We start from the raw sequence: 17619 nt of genomic DNA, 5'->3' as shown, positions 1-17619 counted from the left end.
CGGCGGCTCTCGATCGCCAGCCTCACCGTATTACCGATGACCAGGATGACTGCCGCTGCCAGCAGGATCGCCAACGCCCAGACCGCCCGGGCGAGCAGGTCCGTCATGGCATTGAGCCGTTGCAACCAGCCCAGGTCAACCTGGACGCGCTCAACCCCCTCCAGGCCCCGGACATAAGTAACCAGCACCTCCACTCCGGTGGCCGAGCGGCTGCGCTCCTCCGGAGTGATCAGCAGGGTGTGCGGAAGGGGGTTTTCTTCAAGGTAATCCAGTGCATCTTCCAGGCCAGAATTGGCGCGGAATTCCGCCAGCGCCTGCTCCCGGTCCACCAGTTCAATGCCTGAAATGCGGCTGTCGGTGCGGATCTCATCCACCAGGGCCCGGGCGTCCTCGAGCGGCACGTCCAGCTGGAGATACGCGGTTACCCGGGCGCTGCTCTCCCAGCCGGCACTCACGCCCTGCAGACTGGTCAGTAACAGCAACAGTGCTACCGGCAGCGCCAGGGCGACCCCCATGACCGTCCACGTCATCCCGGTCCCCACCGGCGTCTTCCACAACCGGCGCGCACTGGCCCTGGCCACCTTCCGGTGGTGATCGAAGTAACTCCGGGCCTGCTCCTTCCAGGGGGAACGCCCCGTGTTGGCCCCACGGGCTGGATCTGCTTTCCGGCGCGGGTCAGTGGCCACTGACACCTCCCGCAGCCCCCTGCAGGGGCGAGCTGCCGCCGGCAATCAGGCGGCCGTGGTCAAGCGTGAGGGTCCGGCGGTCCATTTCATTCACCAGGCCGATGTCGTGGGTCGCGATCAGCACGGTCACGCCCACCTGGCTGAACCGGGTAAACAGATTCATGATATCGGCGGAAAGCTCCGGATCCAGGTTACCGGTGGGCTCATCCGCCAGCAGCACCGGAGGTTTGTTCACCACCGCCCGGGCAATGCCGACCCGTTGCTGTTCACCGCCGGACAGCTGCATCGGATTCATCTTTTCCTTGTTGAGCAGGCCGACCTTGTCCAGCGCCGCCCGCACGCGGCGGCCGATATCCCGGGGGGACGCGCCCATCACCTCAAGAGGCATGGCCACATTGTCGAAGACGGTACGATCGAACAACAACTGGTGGTTCTGGAACACCACGCCGATATGGCGGCGGATGTAGGGAATCTGCCGGCGGGGCAGGCGGTTGAGGAGCTGACCACCAACCACCACCTCACCGGCAGTGGGCCGCTCCATCACCATGATCAGCTTGAGCAGGGTGCTTTTGCCAGCCCCGGAGTGGCCGGTCAGGAACGCCAGCTCGCCCCGGTTCAGGCTGAAATTGACATGCGCCAGCGCCGTGTGGTCGCTGTCATAGCGTTTGGTGACCTGGCGAAACTCGATCATCGGTGACTACTGCTCCGGCTGGGACGCGGCCTTAGTCAAACAGCGCGTCGACAAAGGTCTCGGCATCGAAACTGCGCAGGTCTTCGGCCTGCTCGCCCACACCGATAAAACGGATCGGCAGCTGCAGCTGACGGGCAATGGCGAATACGATACCGCCTTTTGCGGTGCCGTCCAGTTTCGTCAGGGTAATGCCGGACACACCCACCGCCTGCTGGAACACCTGGGCCTGGCTGAGGGCATTCTGACCGGTGCCGGCATCCAGCACCAGCATCACTTCGTGGGGCGCGGATTCGTCCAGCTTCTTCATGACCCGAACGACCTTGGCCAGTTCGTTCATCAGGTTTTCTTTGTTCTGGAGACGACCGGCGGTATCGGCAATAACCACCTCCGTGCCGCGGGACTGGGCGGACTGGATCGCATCGAAGATCACCGAGGCGCTGTCGGAGCCTGTTTCCTGGGCCACAACCGGCACGTTATTGCGCTCGCCCCAGACCTGCAGCTGCTCGACAGCCGCCGCCCGGAAGGTATCGCCCGCCGCCAGCATGACCGACTTGCCATCGGCCTGGAATTTCTTGGTGAGCTTGCCGATGGTGGTGGTTTTGCCCACGCCATTCACACCGACCATGAGAATCACATAGGGCTTCTTGCCCGCATCGATCTCCAAGGGCTTGGTGACATCCTTCAGCAGGCCATGCAACTCATCCCGCAATGCCTTGCGCAGCGCCTCACCGTCTTTGAGCTGGTTGCGCTCGAGTTTGTCGGTCAGCGAATCGATGATTTCGGAGGTGGCGGTCACACCGACGTCAGCCATCAGCAGCGTAGTCTCGATTTCCTCGAGAAGATCCTCGTCAATCTTCTTGCCGACCGAGAACAGGTCAGCAAGGCCACCGGTCAGGCTGGCGCGGGTCTTACCCAGGCCCTGCCTGACCCGCTCAAACACGCTGACCTGGGGCTCCGGTTCCGGCTCGGGCGCCGCCTCCGGAGCGGGCGCTTCCATCGGTTTCTCTTCCGCAGGTGCCTCGGCAGCGGCTTCCTTCGCCTCGGGCTCTTCGGCCGGGGCCGGCCCCCTGGCTACCTCCGGCTTGCGCTGGGGAACAGGCTTCGGCCGGGGTACCCGTTTGCGGTTACCGGCGATGTCCACCACAAAGAAGAGCACCAGGAGGGCCAAAAGGCCGATTGAAATCCACTCTGCCGTCATAGTTCTACCATCTGTCTGGAAATGGGCGGGCGAAAACAAAGCCAACATTCTAGCAGACTGCTTGGTTTAAGTGAGGGGCCGCCGGCTTATCCACAGGGGAGCGGCTTTCCGGTACCATTACGGCGCACCGATACACCTTGCCCAGCCCCCGGAGCACCCCATGGCCCAGCGCAGAACAGCCCGTCGCAAACCCGGCCCACAACCCCGAAAACCCGACGCTCAAAGCAGTAGTGGCGAGCTACGCATCATCGGCGGTGACTGGCGCAGCAGGAAACTCCGCTTCCCCGATGCCGGCGGCGTGCGGCCCACACCGACCCGCACCCGGGAAACCCTGTTCAACTGGCTGAACTATCACCTTGCGGGCGCGGACTGCCTGGATCTCTTCGCCGGTTCCGGCGCTCTCGGCCTTGAAGCCCTCTCACGGGGAGCGGGTGCCACGACCCTGGTGGATCACACCCCGGCACTCGCCCGGGCCCTGCGGGATAACCTGCGTTTGCTGAAATCGGATAAGGGCGAAGTCATCTGCCAGGACGTGGAAACCTACCTGGCACACCGTCAGCGCCCCCCCTTCGACATTGTGTTCATGGACCCCCCCTTCCGGCAGGGCTGGCTGGAACGGCTGTTTCCTCTGCTGGCGTCACAGCAGTGGGTGAAACCCGGAGGATGGGTGTATGTTGAGTACGAGAGTGAGCGGGCAACGCCGTCAGTGCCGGGAGGTTGGCATCTGCATCGGCAGAAGACAGCGGGGCAGGTGACCTATTGCCTGTTTCGAGTGCCAGGGGACGGGGAGTGAAAATGGGGTCAGATGAACGCTTTCATCTGACCCCCATGTTCAACTCTGTGCTCAGCTGGCAGGCCGCAGTGAGTAAGCCCGCAGGTGGGCGGCAAAATCTTCCAGGTAGCGGATGCCACTGGCTTCCGCCTCCTTGCACCAGTCCATGAGCGCCTGCAGTTTTTCCTGGGGCTTGAGCCCGCGCTGGCGCCAAAGAGCCTGGAGTTCGTGGCTCTTCTCGTAAATCTGCCTGAGGATCTCGTGCCGCTCCAGCACCGTTTCCAGGTGCTCTTTCTCCCGGGGCTGGATCAGCATGGCTTCCCGCGAAAGCAGGCGCTTGACCTTACGGTAGCGCGGGCGGATTTCGTCATCCATCAGCGCCTTCTGCTGGCGCAGGACCGGCTCCATCACCCGCTTGCGGTACTGGCGCATGATGTCGAACCGGTTGTTGGCAATGGCCTGCACGGTCTCCACATCCACGTCCTGCTTGCCCGGTACGTAATGGGCAATAGGACGGTAACCCTTGGGCCTGGCCAGGCCGAACAGCTGGAAAAGGCGAATGTACCCCCAGCCAATATCCACCTCGTACCAGCGCCGGGACAGTTTGGATGAGTTCGGGTAAGTGTGGTGATTGTTGTGCAATTCCTCGCCGCCGATCAGGATGCCGATCGGCGAGATGTTACGGGCATTATCGGCGCACTCGAAGTTGCGATAGCCCAGGTAGTGGCCAATGCCATTGACGACGCCAGCCGCCCAGACCGGGATCCAGAGCATCTGTAACGCCCAGATCCAGATGCCGTGCACTCCGAAAAGCATCAGGTTGAGCGCGGCCATGAGGATGATGCCCCAATGCTTATGCGGGGTATAGAGCTTGCGTTCGACCCAGTCTTCCGGCGTACGCTGGCCATAGCGTTGCAGGGTCTCCGGGGTTGCCGCCTCGGCGTAGAGCTCTGCGCCCTCAAGGAGTACTTTCCGGATGCCCAGGACCACCGGGCTGTGGGGGTCTTCCTCGGTTTCACACTTGGCGTGATGCTTGCGATGGATCGCCGTCCACTCCTTGGTATTCTGGGCGGTGGTCAGCCACAGCCAGAACCGGAAAAAGTGCGCCAGTGCCGGATGCAGGTCCAGCGAGTTATGGGCGGAATGGCGGTGTAGATAAAGCGTCACACTCACGATGGTGACGTGCGTCAGGGCCAGGGCAACCAGGATCAGTTGCGGCACCGAGAGGTCAAAAAGACCGTTGAACCACATAGTATTTCCTCAAAATCAGATCCGCGGCTTGCAGCCGTTCGGCGGGCGATACATCAGGGTATTTCGCAAACACTCGAAGGGGAAACAAACCAACACCACAACTTTAGCGTACAGCTGTTCGCTGCAACAACCGAATTTGGCCGAAAATTTGTTACTGATTACACTGGTCTGCCCTGGTTGGAAACCATGTCCGTTGCAGACCATCGGAGATCGCCCTGCGTGCCCGAATTACCCGAAGTTGAAACCACCCGCCAGGGCATTGCGCCGCATTGCGAAGGCCAGACCATCATCGGCGTCACCGTTCGCAATGGCAGGCTGCGCTGGCCGGTTCCCGAGGACCTGGCCGAGCGCCTGACCGGCCAGGTAATCCGCAGCGTGGACCGACGCGCCAAGTACCTCTTTATCAACCTCGATGGCGGCACGGTGATTGTGCATCTGGGTATGTCCGGCAGCCTACGGGTCATCACCGACAACGCCCCGCCCCAAAGCCATGATCATATTGATCTGGCCCTGGCCTCCGGTGCGATCCTGCGTTTCAACGATCCCCGACGCTTCGGCTGTTGGCTCTGGACCGAAACCGCTTCCAGCCATCCTTTGATCGCGAATCTGGGCCCGGAGCCGCTGTCGCCGGAATTCAACGGCCCGCTGCTGTTCCGGCTGTCCCGGGGCAGGCAGACGCCGGTGAAGTCCTTCATCATGGACAACCACGTGGTGGTGGGTGTGGGCAACATCTACGCCAATGAGGCCCTGTTCAAGGCCGGCATCCACCCGAAACGCAAAGCCGGCCGCATCAGCCTGGACCGCTACCACCGGCTCGCCGAAGCCATCCGGGAAACCCTCAGTGCCGCCATCCTGATGGGTGGCACGACCCTGCGGGACTTTGTGAACAGTGACGGAAAACCAGGCTATTTCGCCCAGTCCCTGCTGGTTTACGGTCGCGGTGGCGAGGCGTGCAAGGAATGCGCCGCCACCCTCAAGGAGATCCGGATGAACAACCGCTCCACCGTCTATTGCCCGAAATGCCAGCGCTAGTGTCCCGTCTGGTTAATTCGCTGACCTACTGAGCCACTGAGAGCCTTGAGAGCAAGGCGCGATGGCGAAGGTGTGGTGGTTCCAAATCGAGTCAGAGCAACGCAGCTATCAAGGCTCTCAGTGGCTCCCGAAGGGCGCGGCGCTGGGGCCCCTGACCGGTGTTGCCAGCACTTGATGTGGAACCACCACACCTGCGCACTGGCGCCTTGGCCAGGGGCCCCAGCGCCACGCAGTAGGTCAGCGAATTAACCAGACGGGACACTAGTGTCTCAAAGCGCACATTTTACAACGAAAAATCGTTTGAAAATGCGCAAATATGATTCATAGTTAACAGAGGATTAATGCTCACGGTCTACAATAGGGTCGTCCTTTAGATGTCCGACACTCGTGCCGATATTGCCAAAACCGAGCATCAACAGGGCCGACAAAGTTCAGGAGACAGTACAATGACCCGCAAGATTTCCCGCACACTCATGGCCACCCTGGCAGCCTGCCTGATGGCTTTCTCATCCGTTGGCCATGCCCAGGCCGTCGATGAGACACCGTCTGCCCTGGCCATGACCGGAGACGCGCTCTTTGTTCGCCCTGCCCTGCTGGCCACTACCATCATCGGCAGCGCGGTTTACCTGGTGTCCCTGCCATTCTCCGCCCTCGGTGGAAACGCTGGAGAGGCCGGTGAAGTCCTGGTGGTTGGCCCTGCCAAGGCCACCTTCGTACGCTGTCTGGGCTGCACCCGCACCAGCAAGAAACCGGAAACGGTGGAACAGACAGGCAACTGATTCACACAAATCCGTACTTTTCCGGCTTGTCACGGCCGGTGTTCTCCGGCAGCCTGAAGAAAATCTCTTCAGGCTGTTTTGTTTATGGTGGATTGGTCTCGCGTTGAGACAGTGTTCCTCGATATGGACGGAACCCTGCTCGACCTGCACTTCGACAATCACTTCTGGCTTGAGCACCTGCCCCGGCGCTATGCCGAGCAGTTCGATCTGCACCCGCAGCAGGCCAAGGACACCCTGATTCCAATGATCATGGCCGAGCGGGGCTCCCTGAACTGGTACTGCACCGATTACTGGAGCAAGAAACTGTCCGTTGATATTACCGGACTCAAGGCGGAAGTGGGTGACCGTATCGGTTACCGTCCACACGTCACGGAATTTCTCGAAGCCATCAAATCTGCCGGGCTGCATTCGGTGATCGTGACCAACTGCCACCCCGATCCGCTGGCTCTGAAGCTGGAGCGCACCGGGCTTGATCGCCACGTAGACAGCATTGTCTCCAGCCACGACCTGGGAAAACCCAAGGAGGACCCCCGGTTCTGGCAGGATCTGAAGTCAGTGACTTCTTACACCGCTCCAAACACCCTGATGGTGGACGATAGCTTCCCGGTACTCGAAAGCGCCCGGACCGCCGGCATCGGCCAATGTCTGGCCATCCTGGCCCCCGACAGCCGCCAACCGGCGCGGGATCGGCATCCGGTAATTCCTAGCATCCACCATTTCGATGAAATCCTGCCGGCACTTCGGCAACGCCAACCCCTGCCATCCGACCGGTGAGCCGGTTATAATTCGACCATATGCTCATCAGGTGAGGAGACATGACGGCGACCAACGCTGACGATCTGAAGGTACGACTCGACAAATGGCTCTGGGCTGCCCGATTCTACAAGACGCGCTCCCTGGCCAAGGAAGCCATCGAGGGCGGCAAGGTTCACTACAACAGCCAACGCAGCAAGCCCGGCAAGATCGTGGAAGCCGGCGCCAAGGTGACCCTGCGCCTGGGTTGGCAGGAAAAGGTAGTGATCATTGATGACATCAGTGACCGCCGCCGGGGCGCGCCCGAGGCCCAGAAGCTCTATCACGAAACCGAAGACAGCGTGAAACGGCGCGAGGAACTCGCCTGGCAGCGGAAAACCATGCAGACGGCCCAGCTACCTCCCGCGCGCCGGCCCAACAAGAAGGACCGTCGGGATATCCGGCGCTTCCGCGAACAGCACGGTATCTGAGTCCCGCTCCGGCGGGACCCACCAACCCTATACCCCGATTCCAGTATTCAATCTCCAGGAGACAGACCATGGCATCCCGTGACCAATTCCAACGCTTTATCTTCGAGCACAGCCAGGTCCGGGGTGCCTGGGCCCAGCTGGGTGAGAGCTTTCGAGAAATTGGCAGCCAGGCGCCCTATCCGGATTCCGTGCGAGAGCTACTCGGGGAATCGCTCGTTGCCAGCGTACTGATGAGCTCTTCCCTGAAATTCGAGGGCACCCTGTCACTGCAGGCCCAGGGCGACGGCCCGATCAGCACCCTCATGGCCGAGTGCAGTCACGACCGCTATATCCGTGGTCTGGCCCGATTTGACGAGCACTCCATCCGTGAAATGGATTTCGAGGCGCTGCTGGGCAAGGGACGCATGGCCATCACCATCACCCCGGCAACGGGCCAGCGCTACCAGGGCGTTGTGCCCCGGGAAGAAAACAGCCTTTCCGGGTGCCTGGAAGAGTACTTCGAGCGGTCCGAGCAACTTGCCACCAGCCTGTTCCTGTTTGCCGACGAGAATGGCGCCGCCGGCCTGATGCTTCAGCGCCTGCCCGGCCACACCGAGGCGGACGACCAGCTCTGGGAGCGGGTTAATCATCTGGCCCGCACCGTCGAGGCCGACGAGCTTCTCGAGCTGGACAGCGAAACCCTGCTGCACCGTCTGTTCCACGAGGAGACGGTGCGCCTGTTTGACGCTGAGCCGGTCGCGTTCCGCTGCAGCTGCTCGCGGGAGCGGACCCTTGATGCCCTCGAGGCGATTGGCAAGGAAGAGTGTTACAGCATCCTGGATGAGCAGGGCTCCATCGAGATGGATTGCCAGTTTTGTCATTCTCACTATCGTTTCGATAGAAATGACATTGATCACCTTTTTACCGGTCATACGTTACACTAAACAAAAACTTATACCTGCCCGGAAGCCCCAGCTGGCGCGGCTTCCAGGGCAGTCGTTTTTTACCGGCGCCTCTGGCATAATAGCGCGCCTGAATTGACCCGATTGCTCAGATTTCCGTCAATTTTGGGGGGGCGGCCTGGGCAATCACGAAGACATTCCGAGGGCGAGGTCGAAGTGAGCAACACTTATACTGATCTGAGTACAGCACGACTGGTCGAGCTGGCATTGGCACGTAACGAAGGCCAGCTGGCTTGTAACGGTTCACTGGTGGTCAAAACCGGTGATCGTACGGGCCGGTCTCCTATGGACCGCTACATCGTCGAGGAGCCCAGCACCGCTGACGATATCCAGTGGGGACCGATCAACCGTCCGTTCGACGCTGACAAATTCGATGCCCTGTGGGATCGCGTTGAAGCCTACATCGCAGAAAAGGACCAGTTCGTTGCCCACGTGCACGTCGGCTCCGACCCCGAGCATTACCTGCCCGTGAAGATGGTCACCGAAAGTGCCTGGCAGAACCTGTTCGGCCAAAACCTGTTTATCCGCCCGGACAGCTACAACCAGACCGACAAGCAGGAATGGCAGATCCTCAACGCCGCCAACTTCGAATGTGTGCCCGAGCGCGACGGCACCAACTCCAATGGCTGTGTGATCATCAACTTTGCCAAGCGCAAAGTGCTTCTGGCTGGCATGCACTATGCCGGCGAAATGAAGAAAGCGATGTTCTCTGTGCAGAACTTCCTGCTGCCGGAGAAGGACGTCCTGCCGATGCATTGCTCCGCCAACGTCAGCGAAACCGGCGAGACCTGCCTGTTCTTCGGTCTGTCCGGCACCGGCAAAACCACCCTGTCCGCCGATCCGCACCGTTACCTGATCGGCGACGACGAGCATGGCTGGGGAACGGGTACCGTGTTCAATATTGAGGGCGGTTGCTACGCCAAGTGCATCGACCTGAGCCAGAAGAACGAGCCAATCATCTGGGATGCCATCCGTTTCGGGGCCATCGTTGAAAACGTGGTGATCGACGAGGACACCCGCGTACCGGATTACACCGACGTTTCCCTCACCGAAAACTCCCGTTGCGCCTACCCGCTGGAGCACGTCGAGAAGCGCGTGATCGAGAACCGTGCCGGCGAGCCGTCCCACATCGTGTTCCTGACCTGCGACATGACCGGCGTACTGCCGCCCGTGTCCATCCTGAACCGTGAAGCGGCGGCCTACCACTTCCTGAGCGGCTACACCGCCTTGGTGGGCTCCACCGAGATGGGCTCCTCTTCCAAACTCAAGTCCACCTTCTCCACCTGCTTTGGCGCACCGTTCTTCCCGCGCCCGGCCGGGATCTACGCCGAGCTGCTGATGAAGCGGATGGACGAGTTCGGCAGCAAGGTGTTCCTGGTCAACACCGGTTGGACCGGCGGTCCCTACGGCGAAGGCAGCCGTTTCAGCATCCCGACCACCCGCGCCATCATCGCCGCAATCCAGAACGGCGACCTGGACGACGTGGAAACCGAGCACCTGGATGCCCTGAACCTGGACATTCCCAAGCACGTTCCTGGGGTCGACACGGAACTGCTGAATCCGCGCCAGACTTGGGTCAGCCCGGACTACTATGATGGCAAGGCCCAGGAACTGATTTCGCAGTTCGTGGAGAACTTCAAGAAATTCGACGTGGCCGAATCCATTATGGAAGCCGGCCCGAAGGTGAACTGAGTTTCATGGTGAAAATGGGGTCAGATGAAAGCCTTCATCTGACCCCGGTCTTCCGCCCAAGAAAAGCGCCCTGCAGATGCACGGCGCTTTTCTTGTTGCCGGATCAGGCGTAAAACAACAGGGGCACGAACGATACCAGCAGCAGGGATATGCCCATGGCAATCAGCGGCAGGATGATCCGCTCGTGGCGCTGGTAGAAGGTACCGGTTTCCTGCTGGGCTGCCGTGACTTCCGCCTCGCCCACCACCTGCCGGGTCAGCAAATGGTTGAGGGCGACCGGCGGACTCAGGTAGCCGAGTTCGAAGGCTACCAGGGTCACCATCCAGAAATGGACAGGATGAATACCGCTGGCATAGGCAATACTGGCTGCGGTGGCGGTCACGAGAATGACGGCCCCGAAGGCATCCATGATCATTCCCAGGATGACCAGTATCACCACCATCAGCAGCATCGCAGACCAGGCGCTGTCGAAGGCCTGGGGGAAGCTCTGCATGATATGGGAGCGCTCGATCACACCGCCGATGCTGACCGAGAGCCCCAGCAACAAAAGCAGCGCGCCAATTTCTGCCGTGGTGTCGTTGGTGGCGCCCCGGACACTGCACTCCAGGCCCTGGTGGTTAATCTCTCCGGATGCCCTGCCCTTCCAGTTTTTGAGACTGACATGCTCATACAGCAGGATGGCAAGCATGATCACCGGCAACAGCCGGGGTGCCGAGAACTCGTCCATGGTCACATCCAAAGCAAATCGGTAGAACAGAACCACCACCGCAATCACCAGAACATAGGGAATCAGTGGCTTCAGTGCCTGGATCATGGCCGGGAACGCCACTGACGAGGGCGCGAGATCAAACCGGTTCTGGCGGTTGACCGACAGCGCCACCAGCGTGAACATCGCAGCGGTGAGCACGAACACCCAGATACCCCAGCCGAACAGCTCATCGGTGGTGACTTCCCGGTTCAAATAGGCGATTACCACGACCAGCAGACACGGCCTCAGCACCACCCCGAGGGAGCCGGACATGGCGGTCGCGGCCAGGGCCAGTTGCCGCCGGGCGCCGGCGGCACGAAGTTCGCTGTAGATCACCGCGCCGGCGGCGATCACAAAGATCCCCGAGGCACCGGTATAGGCGGTTGGCACAGCCGCCACCAGGACAGCCACCACCGCCAGCATTTCCGGCGGCATACGCCAGGGCCGGAACACGTTGAAGACCAGGGTAGCCAGGCGGGTCTGTTTGAGCATCATGCCCACCCAGACATACAGCCCGACATTCAGGAACATGTCCGCCAGCTCCATCATTTTCCCCAGGTAGATGCCAATCCCGGAGGAGTGGCCGATCAGGGCGAAATAGGTACCGGAGATCAGGCACATCACGGTGTAGAGCGGCACCGCCAGGAACGCCTTTCTCAGGCTGCCGCCATCCTGGAGATCGGCCGGCATCCGGAACAGGCGGTAGAGACTGGTCAGGGTCAGGCAGGCAAAGCCGGCAATCCACAGGTTGTGTAGCAACAGTTCCTCACCGGAAACCGAAGTCTCCGAGCCAAGGCTGGACTGGCGGAAGATCACGCTGGAACCCAGCAACATGGCATTGGCAACAGTTTGCAGGGTGTGGGAAACGGTGTAGTCCAGACGGGTCTCCATGGCCCGCATAGCAATGTGATGGCGGGTCAGGGTAGCGGTCACCGCGCACAGCATGACCAGAATCACCAGGATGTAACGCTGCGATTCCAGTCCGATGGCGATGACATCGGCCACAAACAGCTCCACCGCCCGATACACCTTGACCCCCGGTGTCAGATTATCCTTCAGGTTCTGATAATTCTGGTGGGCGGCCCTGCAATCCGCGACCGACCGTTGGATCGACAGGCGTACCTCGTCCGGATCTTTCTCTTCCGCACCGAGCAACGCAGCCATCGGGTCGTCGCTGTCCAGCTCCTGGGCCATCTCGGCCGCAACGGCAGCCTCGATATCCCGGTCCGGATCGCACTCCGGTGCCACCGGGTCCATCCTCAGCTTGTAATAACCACTCCACAGCTGCTCACCGGTCTGCAACATCTGATTGTGGATGTCGCTACTGGTGGAGAACAACACCACCGCCAGCAGCAGCAAGCAGGCCGGCAGCGACGAAAACCACTCCAGTCCGGTACGACGAAAACCAGCCTTGGTCATAACTACCTATCCCCGGGAACCGATGGTTTACAGCAAATCGTCCAGATCCATGGTTTCAACCGATTCTTGCCGGTCGTCCCAGAAGGTGCCGAGCTGACCAAGCGGCGTGCGGTGCCCGGTATTCTCGACCCACATCCGGTCGGAAATGGCCACGATCATGTTGGTGGCCATGGCATCCACGAAACGCCAGTCCTTGTTGGCCGGATCCTGCTCCAGGGATTCGGCATGCTCCCGGATGACTTCCCGAAGCCGTGACTCATCACCTTTGTTCAGGGCGGCGATGGCATGGAACACATGCGGCAGGCGGACACCTGCGGCCTCGCCCTGATCATCAGCAATCTCCAGCCGCTCAAAGGCATCCTCGCCCTCGGGTTGGGCCCCGGGAATCATGGCCCAGATGGTGGCACGCAACGCCATGGGCGCGCCCCACCACTTGTCGTTGGCCAGGCAACCGCTCCCCCGGGCCACGACAGAACCGATATTGGCCGGCACTCCGATCGACGAGGTGGACTGGATCTGGGCATTCAGTGCCTGCAAGCCAGAGAGCAGGCCGGCGAGGTAGATGAACTCGTCCATGTCATCCTCGAATTCCGGGCACTCACCGGTCCCGACCTCGCCGTAATGGGCATGGTGATGCTGCCAGGCCCGGAAGTAGCGCCGGGAGGCCAGAGCGTAGGCCCGTTTCTGGCGGATCATGGCATCCTCCGCTTCCTCGGCCTCCATTCCGTTCAGGGCCGCCAGGGCATCCAGCTCGTGCTCCCGGGCCTGCTCCTCGGCGCAGCCACCGGAGGATAGGTACAGCATGACCGCCAGCTGGTCCGGCTCGTCAGTGACCCGGCCGAAAGACATCAACAGGGGCGCAGTGGCCTCGCTCATGGCACAACCCATGGCCAGATCCTGTGACTGCATCAGGTAAGGCACCGTGTGATTGCGGGAAAAACCCTGCATGACGTCACCTGTGGTCTTGTACATCATGCGGTCAATCACACCGCAGCCGGTGACCAGGGTCGTGACGGCAAACGTGGCGAGCAGGCCACGTAAGCGGACCCGGAAGGTGCTCGGAGATCGGGGGGAATTGCGGAGGTCGGTCATGACTTCTGTACCTTTCTACATTCTTGTTCTGATCACGCGGACTCGACACCGGCAGCCGGCGCAAATGTTACAAACTGTAACCGGCGGGCATTATGGCCTGTCAGGGCCGGTTTTTATGAGACAGGGGCCGCAAATGACGCCTCCGGCCGGTGCTTTTGTAACAGCCTGGTTTGCACAATCAGCGCCGAGCCACTATAGATTTCTGTCGACAACGACAATAAGAGGACTCTCCCATGCGTAAACCTGAACTCGCTGCCGCCATCGCGGACCGCACCGGAATGACCCGGGAAAAAGCCGGCGAAGTCATTGCCGCTTTCACCGACCAGGTATCCGCCGCTGCCGCCCGGGGCGAAGATGTCAGCCTGATTGGCTTCGGGACTTTCAACATCCGCAGCCGTGAGGCCCGCAGCGGCCGCAATCCCCAGACCGGGGCTTCCATCCAGATTCCCGCCAGCAGGACCGTCGGGTTCAAGGCGGGCAAGGCCCTCAAGGGTGCGGTTCAGTAAGGACCACCGGGCCCGCACGGCGGGCCCTGATTCTCAGGAGGCGCACTCCGCACGGGCACCATCCACACGGCACCGGATTGCCTTCATCAGCTTGATGGCACGCTCGTCGTAAACACCGTCCTCCAGCAGGGACAGGCGCACCTTTCTCAGCATCTTGTCGTACTCGGCGGTATCTTCCTGCGGAAGGCTCATCCAGACATCTTCGGGAATGCCGGCTTCAGCCTCGGCAATGATTCCGTAGGCCTCGTCCAGACGCTGGATGGCCTGATCACGAACCATCTGGCCGGCATCATCCGGGAAGCGGTCCCGGTACATGATCACCTGGAAGTTCATGTAGGCAATCGCGTAGCGAACCACAGCACCGTCCGGATTCACGCCCTTGTACAGTTCCAGGGGCTGGTACGCCACCGCTGGAGCATAGGCGAGATCGACGCTGCCGTTGTTGAACTTGCCAGCGAAATTGGCAGAGTTTGAACCTACAACCGAGGCTCCGACGTGCCGCACCATCCGCACTGACGCCTCGTCATAATCCAGGGTCGCAATCCGCTTGCCCTGCAGTTTTTCAACAGCGTCGATGCTGCGATCCCGGGTGTGAAGGTAGATCGCGCCGGCCGGGAACACGCCAGCCACCTCATAGGGGCCGTTCACCAGGAACGGCCGGGCCTTGGGTTGGCTCAGGGTGTTGTACAGCAGGCGCATCTCCTCCTCGCCCGGCACGGCACCCATGGCCTCGAGACTGCCAGTAAACTTATTGAACTCGCGGGCCCGGGTGCCGGTCAGCAGGACAGCATCACACTGGCCGGCCTTGAAGTCCTCGGCTGCCACCTTTTCATCGGTGTAGGCCCGCAGATCCAGCTTGATGCCCCGCTTCAGGGCCACGGGCTGGAAGGTTTTGGTGATGGCGAACAGAGGGCCATTGGCCCCCACCGGATCAAAGACGCAAAAACTGCGCTCGAGGATTTCCTTGGGCGCCTGTTCCTGAGCCTGGCCAAGGGAAGGAAACAACAGGGAGGCGCACAGGGTAGCGGCCACAGCCACCCGATGCGGGAAGTTTGCTGATTTCACGGGATAACTCCTGATTTATTATTGTCGGGCGCCGGAACGTCCAGGTGCCGGCGTTGCCACGTTGTCCTTGAGCGACCTTAGGTCGACCGGTACAAGAATACGTTGGCACAGGTGCCTGCCATCAAGGTCTTTTCAGCAAGAGGGGGGATTCTGTGATGGCGTCGACAGAGGTCACCGGACCCCTGCCGCATTTCCGGGTTCAGGCCTGCAACACATCCCAAGCCTTGCGGCCCTCGACCAGGGTCATCCGGACTACCCCCGGCAGCTCTCGGCCGATGACCGGTGCATGGCGTCCAACTGAAACCAGGGAGCTGTCGTCAGCGGTCCAGATCGCCTCCGGATCAAACAGGCAAAGGTCGGCCATATCACCTTCGGCCAGTCCGGCGCTCCGGCCGATGACCGAAGCCGGCCCGGTGGTCAGTGCCCGCACCAGGTCGGTCAACGCTAGCTCATCCCGGTTAACCAGCTCCAGACCCATGGACAACACACTTTCGATGGTGGACAGACCCGGTTCGGTGGCGGCCAGCGGCGCCTGCTTGGCGGCTGAATCGTGGGGCTGGTGCTGGCTGACAATGGCAGCAATGATGCCCTCCCTCACGCCGGCCACCAGGGCTTTCCGGTCGGCTTCCGAGCGCAGTGGAGGACGGACATGGAAGCGACTATCAAAGCCGGCGAGGGCATCCTCGGTAAACACCAGCTGGTGCATAGCGACGTCGGCCGTGACCTTGATTCCCCGCTGCTGCGCGTCCGCCAGCATTTCGACACTGCGGGCACAGGAGAGCTGGTTCAGATGCAGACGCACACCGGTCTCCTCCGCCAGTAACAGCATCTCCATGACCGCGGCGGTCTCCGCCACCTCGGGAATCCCCAGAAGCCCCAGGCGGGACGTCACCAGGCCGTCATGAGCATAGCCGTCTGCCGCCAGGGCCTGGTTTTCCGGGCTGAACATCACGGTCAGGCCAAAGGTCTGGGCGTAGGCCATACAGCGGCGCAGGATACGGGCATTGCGCACGCCCCGGGAGCCGTTACCCACGGCGACACAGCCGGCATTCCTGAGGCCCGCCATATCGCTGAGCAAGTCGCCCTCCAGCCCGCGGGTAATGGCGCCAATGGGCAACACCCGGATCGGAGAACGACTGGCAGCCACATCCCGGATCAGGTGCGTGACCGCGCCGGAATCATTGACCGGCGAGGTTTCCGGCGAGGCGCAAACCGTGGTGAAGCCACCGTGGGCCGCGGCCCGCGTTTCCGACGCAATATTGCCCTTCTGGCCATTGCCCGGTTCGCGCAGGTTGCAGCACAGATCGACAAAGCCCGGGGCAATCACCCAGCCGTCGGCGTTGATCGTATCGTCCACATCGGCACTGCGCGCCTGGCTGCCGGTGGCGGCAATCCGGCCATCGCGGATCAGCAGGGCGTCGTTGTCGGTCTCCCGGCCCTGGCCATCGATCAGACGGCCACCGGTAATCAGCAGCGGCGAGGATTGGTTGCTGGTATGACTCATGCCTTTGCCCTCTCTGCCTTCTGCTGGCGTTCTGCCACCTGGCCACCCATGGCCATGGACATCACCGCCATCCGGATGGCGATGCCGTTGGTGACCTGGTTGAGAATGACCGACTGGGGCCCGTCTGCCACCGCCGATTCGATCTCCACCCCCCGGTTGATCGGCCCCGGATGCATCACGATGCATTCCGGATGGGCCAGGGCCAGCTTTTCACGATTGAGACCATACAACCGGTAGAACTCCCGCTCACTGGGCAACAGGGCCCCTTCCATGCGCTCCTTCTGGAGCCGCAGCATGATCACCACATCCAGGTCTTTCATGCCTTTCTCCATGTCGTATTCCACCTTGCAGCCCAGGCTCTCCACATCCTTGGGCAGCAGGGTTCCCGGGGCGATCACCCGGACCTCTGCCGCCCCGAGCACATTCAGCGCCCGGATCTGGGAGCGGGCGACACGGGAGTGCAGGACGTCACCGACAATGGCGACTTTCAGGCCGTCAAACCGTTGTTTGTGCTGGCGAATGGTGAGCATGTCGAGCATCGCCTGGGTGGGGTGGGCATGGCGCCCGTCGCCGGCATTGATGATGGCGACCCCGGGCGTCACGCTCTCGGCGATGAAATGCGGCGCCCCGCTCTGGGAGTGGCGTACCACAAACATGTCGCTGGCCATGGCTTCGAGATTGAGCAGCGTGTCCGACAGGGATTCGCCCTTGGAGGTCGCCGAGGTGCTGATATCAAGGTTCAGCACGTCCGCAGACAGGCGCTTGGCGGCAAGCTCGAAGGTGCTGCGGGTTCGGGTACTGGACTCGAAGAACAGGTTGACCACCGTACGCCCCCGCAACAGCGGCACTTTCTTGATGGTCCGCTCCCCTACTTCGATAAAGGAGTCGGCGGTGTCCAGGATATCGGTGAGCAAATCACGGTCGAGACCGTCGAGGGTCAGGAAATGCCGCAACTGACCATCCCGGGTCAGCTGCAAGTGGTGCGGGGAAGGGTCGTGTGCGGTCATGGGTCGCCTGTTT

General features: G+C 61.3%; 18 protein-coding genes. 8 read left to right on the top strand and 10 right to left on the bottom strand.

Annotation, left to right across the window (positions count from 1 at the left end; translation table 11 throughout):
- From R6W86_RS14875 to ftsY, 3 genes are all read right to left on the bottom strand, one after another.
- Positions 1–686, bottom strand: a 686-nt coding sequence (locus tag R6W86_RS14875) for a cell division protein FtsX (RefSeq protein ID WP_410330144.1), incomplete at its 3' end; no start/stop codon positions are given.
- Positions 676–1377, bottom strand: a complete 702-nt coding sequence (gene ftsE / locus R6W86_RS14870) for a cell division ATP-binding protein FtsE (RefSeq protein WP_410330143.1) — start codon at positions 1375–1377, stop codon at positions 676–678. The genes ftsE and R6W86_RS14875, both read right to left, overlap by 11 nt.
- A 31-nt stretch (positions 1378–1408) precedes the next feature.
- Positions 1409–2575, bottom strand: coding sequence for a signal recognition particle-docking protein FtsY (gene ftsY, locus R6W86_RS14865; protein WP_410330142.1), 1167 nt, complete (start codon positions 2573–2575; stop codon positions 1409–1411).
- 160 nt (positions 2576–2735) lie between these two features.
- On the opposite strand from ftsY, the gene rsmD reads away from it, so the two are divergent.
- Positions 2736–3368, top strand: coding sequence for a 16S rRNA (guanine(966)-N(2))-methyltransferase RsmD (gene rsmD / locus R6W86_RS14860; protein WP_410330141.1), 633 nt, complete (start codon positions 2736–2738; stop codon positions 3366–3368).
- 51 nt (positions 3369–3419) lie between these two features.
- Here rsmD and R6W86_RS14855 read toward each other — a convergent pair whose 3' ends face one another.
- Complete coding sequence (locus tag R6W86_RS14855) at positions 3420–4598, bottom strand: fatty acid desaturase (protein ID WP_410330140.1); 1179 nt, start codon at positions 4596–4598, stop codon at positions 3420–3422.
- Between the two features lie 219 nt (positions 4599–4817).
- On the opposite strand from R6W86_RS14855, the gene mutM reads away from it, so the two are divergent.
- On the top strand, positions 4818–5630 hold the full coding sequence (mutM, locus tag R6W86_RS14850) for a bifunctional DNA-formamidopyrimidine glycosylase/DNA-(apurinic or apyrimidinic site) lyase (RefSeq protein WP_410330139.1): 813 nt from the start codon (positions 4818–4820) through the stop codon (positions 5628–5630).
- 91 nt (positions 5631–5721) lie between these two features.
- On the opposite strand, the gene R6W86_RS14845 is transcribed toward mutM, so the two are convergent.
- A complete protein-coding gene (locus tag R6W86_RS14845; protein WP_410330138.1) occupies positions 5722–5892 on the bottom strand; it encodes a hypothetical protein in 171 nt (56 codons plus the stop codon).
- Positions 5893–6076: 184 nt separating this feature from the next.
- Between R6W86_RS14845 and R6W86_RS14840 the strand changes: the two genes are divergently transcribed.
- The 5 genes from R6W86_RS14840 to R6W86_RS14820 all read left to right on the top strand — a co-directional run bounded on the left by R6W86_RS14840 (position 6077) and on the right by R6W86_RS14820 (position 10265).
- On the top strand, positions 6077–6409 hold the full coding sequence (locus R6W86_RS14840; RefSeq protein WP_410330137.1) for a hypothetical protein: 333 nt from the start codon (positions 6077–6079) through the stop codon (positions 6407–6409).
- Positions 6410–6493: 84 nt separating this feature from the next.
- Positions 6494–7183, top strand: a complete 690-nt coding sequence (gene yrfG, locus R6W86_RS14835; RefSeq protein ID WP_410330136.1) for a GMP/IMP nucleotidase — start codon at positions 6494–6496, stop codon at positions 7181–7183.
- Between the two features lie 41 nt (positions 7184–7224).
- Complete coding sequence (gene hslR, locus R6W86_RS14830; protein ID WP_410330135.1) at positions 7225–7632, top strand: ribosome-associated heat shock protein Hsp15; 408 nt, start codon at positions 7225–7227, stop codon at positions 7630–7632.
- A gap of 68 nt (positions 7633–7700) precedes the next feature.
- Positions 7701–8555: an Hsp33 family molecular chaperone HslO gene (hslO, locus tag R6W86_RS14825; protein WP_410330134.1), complete on the top strand. Its 855-nt coding sequence runs from the start codon at positions 7701–7703 to the stop codon at positions 8553–8555.
- A gap of 123 nt (positions 8556–8678) precedes the next feature.
- Positions 8679–10265, top strand: a complete 1587-nt coding sequence (locus tag R6W86_RS14820) for a phosphoenolpyruvate carboxykinase (protein ID WP_410330133.1) — start codon at positions 8679–8681, stop codon at positions 10263–10265.
- 103 nt (positions 10266–10368) lie between these two features.
- Here the strand turns inward: R6W86_RS14820 and R6W86_RS14815 are convergent, their stop codons facing one another.
- Together R6W86_RS14815 and R6W86_RS14810 are read right to left on the bottom strand one after the other, a co-directional pair.
- Complete coding sequence (locus R6W86_RS14815; RefSeq protein WP_410330132.1) at positions 10369–12432, bottom strand: TRAP transporter large permease subunit; 2064 nt, start codon at positions 12430–12432, stop codon at positions 10369–10371.
- Between the two features lie 27 nt (positions 12433–12459).
- Entirely contained in the window at positions 12460–13524 is a 1065-nt protein-coding gene (locus R6W86_RS14810) for a hypothetical protein (RefSeq protein WP_410330131.1), read from the bottom strand.
- 233 nt (positions 13525–13757) lie between these two features.
- On the opposite strand from R6W86_RS14810, the gene R6W86_RS14805 reads away from it, so the two are divergent.
- Complete coding sequence (locus tag R6W86_RS14805; RefSeq protein ID WP_410330130.1) at positions 13758–14030, top strand: HU family DNA-binding protein; 273 nt, start codon at positions 13758–13760, stop codon at positions 14028–14030.
- 33 nt (positions 14031–14063) lie between these two features.
- Here the strand turns inward: R6W86_RS14805 and R6W86_RS14800 are convergent, their stop codons facing one another.
- The 3 genes from R6W86_RS14800 to R6W86_RS14790 all read right to left on the bottom strand — a co-directional run bounded on the left by R6W86_RS14800 (position 14064) and on the right by R6W86_RS14790 (position 17606).
- Positions 14064–15095, bottom strand: coding sequence for a putative solute-binding protein (locus tag R6W86_RS14800; protein ID WP_410330129.1), 1032 nt, complete (start codon positions 15093–15095; stop codon positions 14064–14066).
- A gap of 199 nt (positions 15096–15294) precedes the next feature.
- A complete protein-coding gene (locus tag R6W86_RS14795; protein ID WP_410330128.1) occupies positions 15295–16599 on the bottom strand; it encodes a dihydroorotase in 1305 nt (434 codons plus the stop codon).
- Entirely contained in the window at positions 16596–17606 is a 1011-nt protein-coding gene (locus R6W86_RS14790; RefSeq protein WP_410330127.1) for an aspartate carbamoyltransferase catalytic subunit, read from the bottom strand. Before R6W86_RS14790 ends, R6W86_RS14795 begins: the two co-directional genes overlap by 4 nt.
- Positions 17607–17619: the final 13 nt, after the last annotated feature.

The organism is Marinobacter sp., assembly GCF_046484525.1.
GTDB lineage: Bacteria > Pseudomonadota > Gammaproteobacteria > Pseudomonadales > Oleiphilaceae > Marinobacter.
The sequence above is the reverse complement of the archived record's forward strand: the minus strand, read 5'-3'. Positions and strand labels throughout refer to the sequence as shown.